Here is a 13,603-nt window from a genome sequence, read left to right on the forward strand (position 1 = left end):
TGCCGGGCCGAATGCGACCGCGTTGCCGGAGAAGAAATCGGTGCTGCAACGCAGCGAGGAACATAGACGCTTCGTCCACCTACGCAATAGTTAAATTTTGTTAAGATTCGTGATCGCCGCATTCCTGCGGCATTTTTCCGTGGCGAAAATGGGCAGATGAAACGTAATTTTCCGGTCACCGCCGTGCCGTGTCAGAGCAATGAGTGCTACAGCATTCCCCAGGCGCGGAACCGGCCACGGCCCGTTACCTCGCGCAATTCCAGCTGATTGGCGAGCCCGATAGCACCCTGTGGTGTGGTTCCGAGTTCCCTGACAATCATCGCCGCCGAGACCACCGGCCGGGAGACCACGAGCTCCACCAGCTCAGGCAGGCGGGAGGAGGAGCGCCGGCCGGCCAGCTTGCGCAGCATGCGCTCCCTTGCGTGGGTCAGCCTGTCATGTTCCTTCATGCTGGCGAGTGCTGCTTCATGAAAGCTGTCCAGAAGGGCGAGGAGGCGTTGCGTCTGGTTTCTGGCATGCCGGCGCTCGCGTGGAACGGCGCGAAGGCCGGTGCTGAGCGCCGGCAGATGATCGGGAGCGACAGCCCCGTCGCGCAGAAATGCAGCGGCCAGAAGCCTGCCGAGCCACGGGCTGCGCTGCAGGACCTCTATCATGTTCCAGGCATCCAGCATGATTGCGGTCCGCAGGATCGCGGGCAGCTCCTCCGTCTGGCCATGAACCTGCCGCCATTCCGCCAGCCGTTCCTCCTCGTCCCAGTCGGGATCGTTGACCATCGGATTGGTCTCCTCCCGATGTTGAAGGGGCGCGAGCGTCGTGCCGGCGGTAATGGCGCTCAGTGTTGCGGCGCTTCGAGCCAGAAGCGCGTCCAGCTCGGAAAAAGCCCCGTCCAGCGGTGTTTCACCATCTGTTTCCGTCTCCTCGTTGCTGGAATGACCCGTGGGCCCAGGGGTAAATACTGCCTCATCGGCTGCAATTGCCGTCTTGCCACGCAGGCGGGAAAGGCCCTGCGCCGTGAAGGCCCAGCCCGGCGCATTGGAAAAAATCAATCGCCTTGACCGCAATATCCGGTGCGCCGCCGTCATCTCGTGCGTCGGCACCCGCACGTCCATATGGGCATCATGCAAAACCAGATCTTCCATATGCACGAGTTCGCCATCCACCCACATGGATGAGATCGCATCGGCAAAATCTTGCCTTTCGATAAAGCCATGTTTCATTGGCGACCGGCTGATCCGCTCGTCCAGCCGCGCCAGCGCTTCGCCCGCGCGGGCAGCGGGTATGAGAAGCTTTTCAATCTGGACGTCGGACATATCGTAAATCATTGATATTTTTTAGTTTGAGCACGCACGGGTGACAAGGCGGATTGCGACGATGGATTTTTGCTTCTCGCGGCTTCGGTGCCGGGATCATGCCGGCTGTCGCGGCGCAGGGAAGCCAAAATCACCGTCATTGAGGCCTTCACCGCCGCTTTATCAATTATATTGCGATGCGGCATAAGCTTGCGCATTGCAACATGAGGGGTATATACCCCCACCAAGAGCGACAAATTATCACACCTTCCGTTCGCCCTTCCATCTCCAGACGAAGATGAATTGGAGTCAACCCGTGAATATTATGGCAAATGGTCCTGCCACCGCGCCGGATCAGAAAACCCGTTTGAAATCCATTATCGGCGGATCGGCGGGCAATCTCGTTGAGTGGTACGACTGGTACGTCTATTCGGCCTTCACCCTTTATTTCGCGCCGGTGTTTTTCCCTTCCGGAAACCAGACCGCAGAATTGTTGAGCGCAGCTGCCGTTTTTGCCGTCGGATTTCTGATGCGGCCCATCGGGGCATGGTTCATGGGAACCTATGCTGACCGCAAGGGCCGCAAGGCGGGCCTGACCCTGTCCGTCACACTGATGTGTCTCGGCTCGCTGCTGATCGCGATCACGCCCGGCCATGAAACGATCGGCATTGCCGCACCGGCCATTCTGGTTTTCGCCCGCCTTCTGCAGGGCATCAGCGTCGGTGGTGAATATGGCGCCAGCGCAACCTATCTCAGCGAAATGGCCGGCAAGAACCGCCGCGGCTTCTTCTCCAGCTTCCAGTATGTGACGCTGATCTCCGGCCAGCTTCTGGCGCTGGCGGTGCTTCTGGTGCTGCAGCGAGTTCTGACGCCGGAACAGCTGGGTTCCTGGGGCTGGCGTATTCCTTTCTTCATCGGCGGCCTTCTTGCGATTGCCGTGTTTTATATCCGTCGTGGCCTTGTCGAGACGCAGTCTTTCGAAAATGCCAAGGCGGGTGAGGCGGACAAGCCGAAATCCAGCGGATGGGCGCTGTTCAAGCACTATCCGAGGGAGGCGCTGATGGTCATGGCGCTGACGTCGGGCGGCACGCTCGCCTTTTACGCCTACACGACCTATCTGCAGAAATTCCTCGTCAACACGTCCGGCTTCAGCAAGGAAAGTGCGACCGAAATCACGACGGCGGCGCTCTTTGTCTTCATGTTGTGCCAGCCGATTGCCGGTGCGCTGTCGGATAAGATCGGCCGCAAGCCGCTGATGGTGGGTTTTGGCATTCTCGGCACGCTGTTTACCTATGTCATCTTCAGCACGCTGGCGACGACCACCGATCCGATCATGGCTTTCGCCCTCGTTCTGGTCGGCCTGTTGATCGTTACCGGCTACACTTCCATCAATGCGGTGGTAAAGGCGGAGATGTTCCCCGCCCATATCCGCGCACTCGGTGTGGCTCTGCCATATGCGCTGGCAAACACCATATTCGGCGGAACGGCAGAATTCGTGGCCCTGAAATTCAAGCAGATCGGCCATGAAAACTGGTTCTTCTGGTATGTGACGATCATGATCGCGCTGTCGCTGGTGGTTTATGTGAAGATGCGCGATACGCGCGATCACAGCCATATCCACGAGGATTGAGCCCTCCAATCCAGACGAAACAAAGCCCCGCCACCCTGGCGGGGCTTTTTGTTTTCAGCGCATTCAGGCGGCTTCGACCGGAAGAACGATGCGGGCTTCGAACCCGTCCTGTCTGCCCGGTGCCGGAGAGGAGAGCACCAGCTCTCCGCCCGTTTGCTCCACCAGGCTCTTGACGATGGCAAGGCCAAGCCCGGTGCCATCCGCTTTGGTCGGACCTCGGGCAAAACGTGTCGTCAGTTTCGGCAGGAGCGCCCTGTCGATTGCCGGTCCGGAATTGATGACGCGGATTGTCCCGTTCTCTTCGGCGAATATCTGTACCGGGCTTCCCGCCGGGCTGTGGATCAGGGCGTTTTCCAGAAGGTTGCGGATGATGATGCCGAAGCCATCCGCGCCGATCTTGCAATTCATGCCGCCTTCGCAGCGATTGGTGAAGCGGATGCGGGATGTGCCGATCGCCGTCCTGCTCATGTCGTCGATGACGAGTTCGAGCACGGGGATAAGATCGCTCGTGGTATCGGTCACGCCGATCCTTGCTTCGGCACGTGACATCTGAAGCAGTTTTTCAGCAAGATGGCCGAGGTGCTGCAGGGATTTTTCGATATTTTCCACGCGCGGGGCAAGTTCCGGTGGAATATCGGCACGCAGCCGCTGCGCCTGCGCCAGCGCTCCGGCAATGGGCGTGCGCAATTCATGGGCGCTGTTGGCGGTAAACTCCCGTTCCGCCTCGATTGCCGATCGCAGCCGTCCGAGCAGCAGATTGACGGAGCGGGCGATGGGATGGAGTTCGGCCGGAAAAGGCTGGGTTTGCAGCGGTGCAAGATTGCCGCCGTCCTTTCTGCCGATCTCGTCGCGAAGGGTCTGTATCGGCTGCAGGGTTCTGCGCACGACGACGATGACGGCGAAGATGCTGGCGGGGATGAGGATGAGGACGGGCAGCAAAAGCGCGCTGCCGGCTTCTTCTATCGCCTCGCGCCGGTTGGCAAAGGCATCGGCGACCTGAAGGAAATATTCCCCGTCCGGCGTTGCCACCGTATAGATGCGCTGCGTGGCCGTTTCGGAAAAGCCGGGTTCGAGCGAGACCTCGAAAGGCTCCGTCGAACTATCATGCGAATGCAGCACGACCTGTCCTTCCCGGTCGCGCACCTGATAGGTGAGATATTCGGCACCTTCCGCCGAGGGGTTGAGCTTTCGCGAGGCGGGGGCCGTGTTGTTTTCCCTGAGGTCGTCGGCCAGAAGCGGCAGCAGCCTTTCGGCTGTCTCCTGCACGCCGGCATCGAAAATCTCGGCGAACTCGTCCTGCATCACCATGACGCCCAGCCCGCAGGCAAGAAGCCAGGATATGGCAACTACGCTGGTCAGCGCCGTCACGAGCTTGCGGGTCATGCTGGTCGGTCTGGCCATGTCTGCCTGCTTGTAATTCTGACTATCTGATGGTGTAGCCGACGCCGCGTACGGTCTCGACGCGGTCATGGCCGATTTTCTTGCGCAGCCGGCTGATATAGACCTCGACCGTGTTGCTTTCTATTTCCGCGCCGAATTCGTAGAGCGTGTCGTGCAGTTGCGCTTTCGAGACGACGGCGCCGGGATACTCGACCAGTTTTTCGAGAACGGCCCATTCCCGGGCGCTGAGCGTCTGCGCCGTTCCGTCGACGGTGATATTGCGCGCCACCTGGTTGATTTCGATGCCGGGCAGGCGGATGACCGGGGCCGAGCGACCTTCATAACGGCGCGAGACCGCCAGCATGCGCGCCGAAAGTTCGTTGAGGTCGAAGGGCTTGACCAGATAGTCGTCGGCGCCGGCGTTCAGTCCGGCAATCCGGTCGGAAACCTGGTCGTGGGCCGTCAGAATGATCACCGGTGTCGCATCGTCGCGGTTGCGCAGGCCTTGCAACAGGGTGATGCCCTCGCCGTCGGGTAGGCGCATGTCGAGCAGGATCAGGCCATAGGCCATGGTCCGCGTCGCCGCCATGGCGTCGCCCAGCGTCTTGAACCAGTCCACGGCGTGGCCCGCCGCCGCAACGTGGTCTCTCAGCGCTTCTCCCAGAACATGATCGTCTTCAACAAGCAGAACCCGCAAGACAGCTCCTTTATCGCGTCGTCCTGCGTATCGCTTTCACGGGATAGGCGTCAAGCACTGTGTGTTCAGCTGTTCTGGCGCTGCGTGCAGCCACCGAACACGTCCAGCGAGGGATCGTAAACGGAGGTGGAGACGTTCATCATGCCGAGGATGCTGTGGAAATAATTGTCGTGGGAGCGTCCGCCCTTGGCCGCGCTTTTCGCCAGGCAGGCTTTGTCCAGCCCCATGGATTTGGCGAAATCGTCGTCGAACCAGACCAGGAAAGGCACATGGGTCTGCTGGTCAGGCGCCAGGAGATAGGGCGCGCCGTGCAGATAGACGCCGTTTTCACCGAGCGACTCGCCGTGGTCGGACGCATAGATCATGCCGGTTGCGAGCTTGTCGGAGCGTGCCTTCAGCTTGTCGATCACAGTCGACAGGAAATGGTCCGTATAGAGAAGCGTGTTGTCGTAGGAGTTGACGATTTCGGCGTCGGTGCAGTTGCCAAGTTCCGCCGTCCGGCAGTCGGGGGTGAATTTCCGGAATTCGTCGGTGTAGCGAAGATAATAGGTCGGCCCGTGGCTGCCCATCTGGTGCAGCACGATGACGCTGTCCTTCGTGACATTGTTGAGCCAGGCATCGAGCTTGTCGAAGAAGATGTCGTCGCGGCATTCTCCGCCGGTGCAGAAGCGGCTGTCATTGGTGGAGGGCAGGTCGAAATAGGGAATGCGGTCAGCGACATTCTTGCTGCCGGTATTGTTGTCCAACCATGTCGCACCGATGCCGGCATGGACGAGAACATCCATGACGTTTTCATTGGCGAGCGCCTTGTTGTGGCTGTACTCCGAACGCGGGAACTTCGAGAACATGCAGGGAATGGAAATAGCCGTTGCGGTGCCGCAGCTGGTAGTGCTCGGGAAATAGATCACATTGCGTTTGGCGAGTTCCGGATTGGTGTCCCGCCCATAACCGTTGAGCGAAAAATTCGAGGCGCGGGCGGTCTCACCGGCCACGATGACGGTGATGCGCGGCTTATGGACGCCGCCAATTGCGGGAAGAACCTTCGCATCCTTGCCGATGGCGCTGACCTGTATGTCGGCTTCCTTTCCGGCCTGCGTGAAATAGTGGACGGTGGACATGATCGGCGACAATGGGTTGACGCTTTTGACGATGTCCTTGTGCTGGCGGATGGCGGTGGTGAACGTCTTGGAATTTGCAAAGCTGATGATGCCGGCGACGCCGAGGCAGATGAGAATGCTGATGGTGTTCCACAGGAGCTTGTCGAGGATCGGACGATGCCTGACGCGGACAAATACGATGACGAGCGATGGCACCAGCCCGAAGATGGCGAGATGCCAGAACAGGCCGGGGGTCATCAGATTGCCGGCTTCCGCCGGTGTCGTTTCCACGGCGTTGCGGATCATGTCGCTGTCAATGACGATGCCGTAACGGTCAATGAACCAGGAGGCCGCCGCCGCTGCGAAGACGAGGAAGATCAGGAACGGCTTGATGAGGTATTTGGCGGAAAAAATCGTGATGAGGGCGCCGAAAAGTGCGGCCATCGCAACATAAAGCGAGACGATCGCGACCGGATAGGCGGAAAGATAGGTATGGACCTTCGACCAGAATGTCTGGTTGGTGAAAAACAGCAGATAGACCCCCGTCAGCAGGCTGAGCGGCACGCTGCCGATTTCCGGACGATATGTTTCAGTTCCTGTCGCTTTCGCCGTAAAAAGAGCCACTGTCAGTTCCACCAGATCCATATATGCCGGCGGCAGCAAGGAACGTGTGGAAGCACCCGTCTTCAGGCTGCCGCATGGGCCGATTGATGGCGGATGCGTCATTTAGCTGACATCAACCTGAAAGCTTTGTCATGAAAGTGTCACATAATGCCGTGGCACCCGGTGCTATTCAAACCGATGCTCAGACGACGGCATGATACCACCTAATTCAGTCCGATGATGCCCGTTGCGGTGGTGCGCGTTGAAAATACGCGTGTGGCCCGAACCGGCAGCAGGCTGCCTGCGGGCAGGTTCTGGAAGGTCACGGTCGCCCCGGAAAGCAGAGTGAGGCAGAGCTGCCCGCCATTGCCGACATAAATCGCGCGTGTGGGAGAGGGAAGCGGGTTGGCATCGTCCGGAACGATGTCGAAACCGTTGGACGCCGGCGATTCCAGGCCGGCGGCATAGTGTGTGTAAATTTCAGCCATTGCTGTCTCCCGTAAAACAAACCTGCCGTGAATATACGGCCTTGCGGGCGGGAGGGGACAAACGGGGACGTTGGATGTCGCACCGGATGCGAAGACTGCGCCGTCTTGTCCGGGGAAGCGGATATTGTTTGTGTGTTCACATGCGTTTGGCTGCAATGGCCCTATGGTCACCAAATCCGCCAGATGGCCTGTGACGGATTTTTCGTCCACGGAATCGTTCCAAATGGCTCGGCGTTCCCATCCGGGCGGAGGCCCCCGCCTCAGTTCCGGGCATGGAGAATAAAGGCCCTGACGGCCGGAGAGGCTTCCGTTTTCCGGTGAGCGATTGCGAGGTCAGAGGTTGCAGAACTTGCCGCAAGCGGTACGTAACGCACCCCCGGAAGCCGAAGGCAATCGAGCGAGCGCGGCACCAGCGCGACGCCGAGGCCGATAGCCACCATGCTGGCTATGGTGGTGTAGTCCCGGCCTTCCGGGCTGATGGAAGGCTGGAATCCGGCTTCGTTGCAGGCTTCTATCGTATTGTAGTGAAAGCCGACATCCGGCGGCTGTCGCGGGGTGATGAAGTTTTCTGCGGCGAGGTTCTTGAGATCGATCTGGAGCGCAAAGGCCAGCGGATGATTTTCCGGCAGGGCGGCCATCAACGGCTCACGCAGGACCACATGGGCGGCAACACCTTCCGGGATGGGCGCCGGTGGACGGATGAAGGCGAAATCGAGATTGCCGTCGGCGATCTTGGCCAGTTGCAGTCGCATCTCCATTTCGATGAGCTGCAGCTCCACATCGGGATGAGAGGCGCGGAAACTGGAGATCGACCGGATGAGCAGGCCGGAATAAGCGGCCGAGGCAACATAACCGATGGAGATGCGGCCGGTTTCACCACGGTCGACACGCTTCAGCGCCGCAAGCGTCGCTTCGGCATTGGCAAGAATTTTCCGGGCGTCTTCGTAGAGAAGCTGGCCGGGCGTGGTCAGCTTCACCGAGCGGCGCGTCCGGTCCAAGAGCGGCATGCCGACAATGTCCTCAAGCGCCATGATCTGCTGGCTAAGTCCCGGCTGGGCAATGCCGAGGCGGGCGGCGGCCCGCTCGAAATTGCGCTCATCCACCAGCACGGTGAAATAGCGCAGGTGTCGCAATTCGAATGTTTCAGCCCGGCTTGCCGGTTTCCTGCCCATGGCATGGCCTTTTTAGCAGATTTGAATAATTCCAAGCTATTATCTGTCGGTATTTTCATAATCAATACTTCTGAAAAAAACCGCCTGCGCTTATTGGATCACAATCTGCACCTTGCGTAATAAGATGAGTTAAATTCTCCAGAAAAATATCCGCCTTGATGGCGGCGCGGGTTGATAAAGGGTTTTGGCGGTGCAGGGAAAGACCAAACACATTTCCATTCTGGCGGGCGGTTGCGCCGCCATAGCCTATGTGGCGTTTTTGTCCTCCGGTGCTGCCTTCGCGCAGGAAGCCGGCACGACGGTGCTGCAGAGGATCACCGTGGAGGGCGTTGGAAAACAGGACCCCAAAGCCCCCGTAAAGGGCTATGTGGCGAAAACCAGCGCCAGTGCCACCAAGACGGGACGGTCCCTGATCGAGACGCCGCAGTCAGTTTCCGTCATTACCAAAGACCAGATGGATGCACAGAACGTCCGCAATCTCAGCGAGGCGCTGAATTATGTTCCCGGCGTCGTCGCGCAGCCTTCGGGTTCCGATCCGCGTTTCGATGCGCCGCGCATTCGCGGATTTGCGGGAAACCAGCTGCAGTTTCTCAATGGCCTTCGACTGATGCGCACGGCAGGGGCGCCGTCCTATGAGGTCTATGGTCTGGAACGTGTGGAGGTTATTCGCGGGCCGGCTTCGGTGCTTTATGGCCAGGGCAACCCCGGCGGCCTCATCAATCTTATCAGCAAGCGGCCGACCTTCGAGCGTTTCGGCGAAGTGGGCGCGCAGATCGGCAGCTTCGATTATTACCAGTCAATGTTCGATATTGGCGGGCCGGTTGCGGATAGCGACAGCCTTGCCTATCGCCTGACCGGGGTTGCCCGCAATGCCCATGCGCAGACGGACAATCTGCAGAACGACCGTTATTTCATCGCGCCGGCGCTCACATGGCAGCCTGATGAGGATACGAAGCTGACGGTCCTTGCTTCCTATCAGCACGACAATCCGAGCTCGCCGTCCGGCCTTCCGCCAGCACTCACCTTTTCCCGGCCGGGCAATATGCTGGACCGCAGCTTTTATGTCGGTGATCCGTCTTTCGATACGTCAAACCGCAAGTTCACCAATATAGGTTACGAATTCGAGCATCGTTTCGACGAGACCTTCACCTTCCGGCAGAATGCGCGTTATTCCAATTTCGACTGGTCCTACCGCGCGCTTGGCATGTCATCGACCAATAGCGGCATGATCGGCAATCTCATCCGCCGCAATGCGACCTTCCAGGACGAATTGCTGAACACTTTCAATATCGACAACAGCCTCCAGGCCGATTTCTCGACAGGCCCGGTTGATCATACTCTGCTTGTCGGACTGGATTATCGCTATTTCGACAATAACGTAAAAACCGAATTCTGGGCTGCGACGCCGCTTGATCCCGTCAATCCGGTCTATGGCGGCCCGATCAGCCTGACCTCGCGCACGCTTTATGCCGATGTGAAAACCGACATTTCCCAGATCGGCCTTTATGCGCAGGATGAGATTTCCTACGAAAACTGGCGGGTCACTGCCGGCCTGCGGCAGGATTGGGCAAGCACCAGCGGCACCACCTTCAACGGAACGACCTATCGATCGCTGGACAAGGACGACCACAAGCTGACCGGCCGCGTCGGCGTCAGCTATCTCTTTGAGGGCGGCATCGCGCCCTATGTCAGCTACGCGACTTCGTTCGAGCCGGTGCCGCAGCCGGCTGTCGGCGATGCGCCGAAGCCGACCACCGGCGAACAATGGGAAGCCGGCGTCAAATATCAGCCTGATGGATTCGACGGTTTCTTCTCGGCCGCAATTTATGATCTGAAGCAGAAGAACGTGACAACGACTGTCGGCGGCGTGACGCAGCAGATGGATGAGGCGCATGTGAAAGGCCTCGAACTGGAAGGCGTCGCAAGCCTGACCGACAGGCTCGATCTGCGGGCAGCCTATACCTACATGGACAGTGAAGTCGCAGGACGAGTCAATAATGGCAAAGAACTCGACAATGCCCCCCGGCACGCCGCAAGCCTCTGGCTCGATTACACCTTCGCGGAGGATACGGCGCTTGAGGGCTTCGGCATTGGCGGCGGCGTCCGTTATGTCGGAAAGCGCTATGGCGATGCGGCCAATGCCTTCGAGATGAAGGGGCTGGCCCTGCTCGATCTCGGCGTGCACTACGAGAAGAACGGCTACCGTGCCTCGCTTCTCGTGCAAAACTTGACTGATAAAGAATATATTTCTAGTTGCTCCACTTTCGGATGCTATTACGGTGACGGCAGAACCGTTATGGGCAAGCTGACCTATCGTTGGTGACGCCATATCAAAGTGAAGCAGCAGGGGCATGACGCGTAAGGATCGATGGATGTCCCCCCTTTGGGGGAGGCGGGAGTTTTTGGTGCTGCTCGCCGCTTCGGCTCTTGCCGGCAAGGCGCGGGCGGCGGCGACGCCACGCATCGCCGCCATCGACTGGGCCATGTTGGAAACATCCGTTGCGCTCGGCGTCATGCCGGTGGCTGCGACCGAGCTCATCCAGTTCCGCGTCGGCGCGGTCGAGCCGGAGATTCCCGACGCCGTTGCCGATCTCGGCCTGCGCGGTGCGCCGAATTTCGAGTTGCTGCAACTGACCCGGCCGGACCTCATTCTCATCTCGCCTTTCTACACGCGTTACACCGGCAGGCTGGAAGCCATAGCGCCGGTGTTTTCGCTGCCCTTTTACGTGAAGGGCGAGCCGCCATTCGCAAAGGCGCTTGCCGCAGTCTCGTCCCTTGGCGAAAAGCTCGGCAGGACTGAGGAAGCGCGAAAGGTTCTGGACGAGACAAACCAGGCGCTGCAAGCCATGCGCGTGCGCCTCGAAGCCTTCGCTACGCGGCCGACCTATGTGATCAACATTGGCGACGCCCGGCATTTTCGTGCCTTCGGTAAAGACAGCATGTTCGGTGATATTCTTGGCAGGCTGGGTCTCACCAATGCCTGGGCGGATCGTTCGCAATTCACCTTCGCCGCCCCTGTCCCGCTCGAAAATCTCGCGGGCTCGCCCGATGCGCGCATCGTCATCGTTTCCGATATTCCGGTCGAGGCCCGCGAGAGCCTGCGCAACAGCGCCATCTGGCGCGCGCTGCCTGCCGTGCGGGAAAATCGCGTGGTCACGCTCGGCAATGTCAGCCCCTATGGCGGCATCACCGCCGGCATGCGTTTCGCACGGCTTCTGACCGAGGCTCTGACGATACGGGGGGAAGCATTGTGACGGCGCGGCCTCTCCAGTTTCTTTTCGGGCTGGTCTTTGTTCTGGCCCTGGGGCTTTCCCTGCATGCCGGGTTGCTGCGGCTGCCTCTTGGCGCATGGCCGGCTTTGCCGTTTGACGCCACGTCCATGTCGATGGATCAGGTGATTTTCGCCTTCAGCCTGATGCCGCGTGTGGCCGTCGCCATTCTGGCGGGGGCGATGCTGGGGTTGTCGGGTGCGCTTTTCCAGCAATTGCTGCGCAATCCGATCGCCGATCCCTCCACCCTCGGCATCTCTGCCGGCGCTCAACTGGCAATCGTCACCGCAACCCTGTTTTTTCCTTCGGTGCTGGATGGTAACCGTGCTTTGGTGGCCCTGACAGGCGCTGCCGTCGCGGCGGGTGTGGTATTTCTTCTCGGTTGGCGGCGATCCTTCGAGCCGGTGACCATGGTGGTGTCCGGGTTGCTGGTCGGCATCACCGCTGCCTCAGCCTCTGCAGCCCTGACGCTTGCGCAGGGTGAATATCTGATGTCGCTGGTCGTCTGGAACGGCGGTTCGCTCAGCCAGCAGGACTGGTCGAACGCCTTTCTGCTTGCCGTCCAACTTTTCCTGGGCCTGGTTCTCACCGGATTGCTGATAAGGCCGCTCACGGTTCTTGGCCTTGGCGATTCCGGTGCGCGATCGCTTGGTGTGTCGCTGTTTTCGATCCGGCTGGCGGTCGCGGCCGTCGCAGTCATGCTGGCTGCTTTCGTTGCCGCGGCGGTTGGCCTTGTCAGCTTCATCGGCCTTGCCGCGCCGGCGCTCACCCGGGCGCTTGGCGTGCGGCGAGCATCTTCCGTGCTGTTTGTTTCGCCGCTTCTGGGCGGTCTGCTGCTCTGGTTCTGCGACGGTCTCGTGCAGCTTCTGGCGAGCACGACGGCCGAGGTTTTCCCGACTGGTGCGGTGACGGCCCTGATCGGCGGGCCGCTGCTTCTGTGGCTGCTTCCCAAAATCCGGCCGACCGATGTGCATCGCGGCGAAGGTGTCGAGCTTGCGATAAGACGCCGGCTCGCGGCGCTGCTGCCAATGCTTGTCGTCATGGCGGGGCTGGTTTTTGCGGCGATTGCCATTGGCAAGGGGCCTGATGGCTGGACGGTGCTGAAGGCCGGTGATCTGCAAAGCCTGCTGCCGTTCCGCTGGCCGCGGCTGGTGGCTGCCATGGCCGCTGGCGGTCTTCTGGCCATGGCGGGTGCGCTGCTCCAGCGGCTCACCGGCAATCCCATGGCAAGCCCGGAGGTGATCGGCGTCAGCGGCGGTGCAGGCCTCGGTTTTGCCGCCGCCATCACGATTTTTCCGGCGGCCGGTCTTTTCGAACTGTTCGTTGGCGCCGGCATCGGCTCGGCCGTGGTCATGATCCTCGTGCTGTTCTTTTCGGTGCGCCGGCATCTGGCACCAGAAAAAATACTGCTCGCCGGCATCGCCATCAGTTCGCTTTGCTCGGCGGTGCTCTCGGCGCTGCTTGCCATTGGCGACCAGCGCGCCTGGCAAATTCTCGCCTGGCTCAGCGGCTCGGGTTCAACGGCGACGCCCGTTTCGGCGATCTTTCTTGGGGTGCTTTCCATCGTGCTGCTTGCGGGTGCGCTTTCGGTGACGCGCTGGCTGACGATCCTGCCGCTCGGCAGGGATGTGCCGCTCTCGCTCGGTCTGCCGCTTGGTGCTGCGCGCATCGCCGTCATTGCGGTGGCAGGCATTGCCACGGGGGCTGCCTCGCTGCTGGTTGGTCCCCTGAGTTTCGTCGGGTTGATGGCGCCGCATATTGCGCTTCGTGCGGGTTTCACCACGCCGCGCGACCATCTGCTCGCCTCGTTCCTGTTCGGCGCGGTGCTGATGGCGCTTTCAGACCTCGGGGCGAGGACCATGACCTTTCCTTATGAACTGCCGCTCGGCCTTTTTGCGGCTCTTGCCGGTGCGCCCTACCTGATCTGGCTTTCAGGCAGGCGCTGATGTTGTCTTTGAGCGATTTACGGAGATGAGAA

At 60.1% G+C, this 13,603-nt stretch carries 11 protein-coding genes; 4 read left to right on the plus strand and 7 right to left on the minus strand.

Going from position 1 to position 13,603, the window contains the following annotated elements; genetic code table 11:
* Positions 1–206: 206 nt before the first annotated feature.
* Together FY152_19680 and FY152_19685 are read right to left on the minus strand one after the other, a co-directional pair.
* Entirely contained in the window at positions 207–1,322 is a 1,116-nt protein-coding gene (locus FY152_19680; GenBank protein ID UXS34356.1) for a DUF1612 and helix-turn-helix domain-containing protein, read from the minus strand.
* Positions 1,319–1,546 carry a hypothetical protein gene (locus tag FY152_19685; GenBank protein UXS34357.1) on the minus strand — a complete coding sequence of 76 codons (228 nt, stop codon included), beginning with the start codon at positions 1,544–1,546 and terminating at the stop codon, positions 1,319–1,321. The genes FY152_19680 and FY152_19685 overlap by 4 nt, the downstream gene beginning before the upstream one ends.
* A gap of 68 nt (positions 1,547–1,614) precedes the next feature.
* On the opposite strand from FY152_19685, the gene FY152_19690 reads away from it, so the two are divergent.
* On the plus strand, positions 1,615–2,919 hold the full coding sequence (locus FY152_19690) for an MFS transporter (GenBank protein UXS35120.1): 1,305 nt from the start codon (positions 1,615–1,617) through the stop codon (positions 2,917–2,919).
* Between the two features lie 63 nt (positions 2,920–2,982).
* Here FY152_19690 and FY152_19695 read toward each other — a convergent pair whose 3' ends face one another.
* The 5 genes from FY152_19695 to FY152_19715 all read right to left on the minus strand — a co-directional run bounded on the left by FY152_19695 (position 2,983) and on the right by FY152_19715 (position 8,356).
* Positions 2,983–4,320, minus strand: a complete 1,338-nt coding sequence (locus FY152_19695; protein ID UXS34358.1) for a HAMP domain-containing histidine kinase — start codon at positions 4,318–4,320, stop codon at positions 2,983–2,985.
* A gap of 22 nt (positions 4,321–4,342) precedes the next feature.
* On the minus strand, positions 4,343–4,996 hold the full coding sequence (locus FY152_19700; GenBank protein UXS34359.1) for a response regulator transcription factor: 654 nt from the start codon (positions 4,994–4,996) through the stop codon (positions 4,343–4,345).
* 65 nt (positions 4,997–5,061) lie between these two features.
* Complete coding sequence (locus FY152_19705) at positions 5,062–6,729, minus strand: phosphoethanolamine transferase (protein UXS35121.1); 1,668 nt, start codon at positions 6,727–6,729, stop codon at positions 5,062–5,064.
* Between the two features lie 191 nt (positions 6,730–6,920).
* The gene (locus FY152_19710; protein UXS34360.1) at positions 6,921–7,184 is read right to left on the minus strand and encodes a hypothetical protein; all 264 of its coding nucleotides are present in this window, start codon (positions 7,182–7,184) and stop codon (positions 6,921–6,923) included.
* A gap of 260 nt (positions 7,185–7,444) precedes the next feature.
* Positions 7,445–8,356, minus strand: a complete 912-nt coding sequence (locus FY152_19715; protein UXS34361.1) for a LysR family transcriptional regulator — start codon at positions 8,354–8,356, stop codon at positions 7,445–7,447.
* A gap of 190 nt (positions 8,357–8,546) precedes the next feature.
* Between FY152_19715 and FY152_19720 the strand changes: the two genes are divergently transcribed.
* From FY152_19720 to fhuB, 3 genes are read left to right on the plus strand one after another with little or no spacing between them, the layout of a single operon-like run.
* Entirely contained in the window at positions 8,547–10,679 is a 2,133-nt protein-coding gene (locus FY152_19720; GenBank protein ID UXS34362.1) for a TonB-dependent siderophore receptor, read from the plus strand.
* Positions 10,680–10,707: 28 nt separating this feature from the next.
* On the plus strand, positions 10,708–11,610 hold the full coding sequence (locus FY152_19725) for an iron-siderophore ABC transporter substrate-binding protein (GenBank protein ID UXS34363.1): 903 nt from the start codon (positions 10,708–10,710) through the stop codon (positions 11,608–11,610).
* Positions 11,607–13,571: a Fe(3+)-hydroxamate ABC transporter permease FhuB gene (gene fhuB / locus FY152_19730; GenBank protein UXS34364.1), complete on the plus strand. Its 1,965-nt coding sequence runs from the start codon at positions 11,607–11,609 to the stop codon at positions 13,569–13,571. The genes FY152_19725 and fhuB overlap by 4 nt, the downstream gene beginning before the upstream one ends.
* Positions 13,572–13,603: the final 32 nt, after the last annotated feature.

The organism is Agrobacterium tumefaciens (assembly GCA_025560025.1).
Lineage (GTDB): Bacteria > Pseudomonadota > Alphaproteobacteria > Rhizobiales > Rhizobiaceae > Agrobacterium.

Bases quoted from the DNA above. Each gene is read 5' to 3' on its own strand.
- FY152_19690 (UXS35120.1), top strand. From the start codon at position 1,615: ATGGCAAATGGTCCTGCCACCGCGCCGGATCAGAAAACCCGTTTGAAA.
- FY152_19715 (UXS34361.1), bottom strand. From the start codon at position 8,356: ATGGGCAGGAAACCGGCAAGCCGGGCTGAAACATTCGAATTGCGACAC.
- FY152_19710 (UXS34360.1), bottom strand. From the start codon at position 7,184: ATGGCTGAAATTTACACACACTATGCCGCCGGCCTGGAATCGCCGGCG.
- FY152_19680 (UXS34356.1), bottom strand. From the start codon at position 1,322: ATGATTTACGATATGTCCGACGTCCAGATTGAAAAGCTTCTCATACCC.
- FY152_19725 (UXS34363.1), top strand. From the start codon at position 10,708: ATGACGCGTAAGGATCGATGGATGTCCCCCCTTTGGGGGAGGCGGGAG.
- FY152_19695 (UXS34358.1), bottom strand. From the start codon at position 4,320: ATGGCCAGACCGACCAGCATGACCCGCAAGCTCGTGACGGCGCTGACC.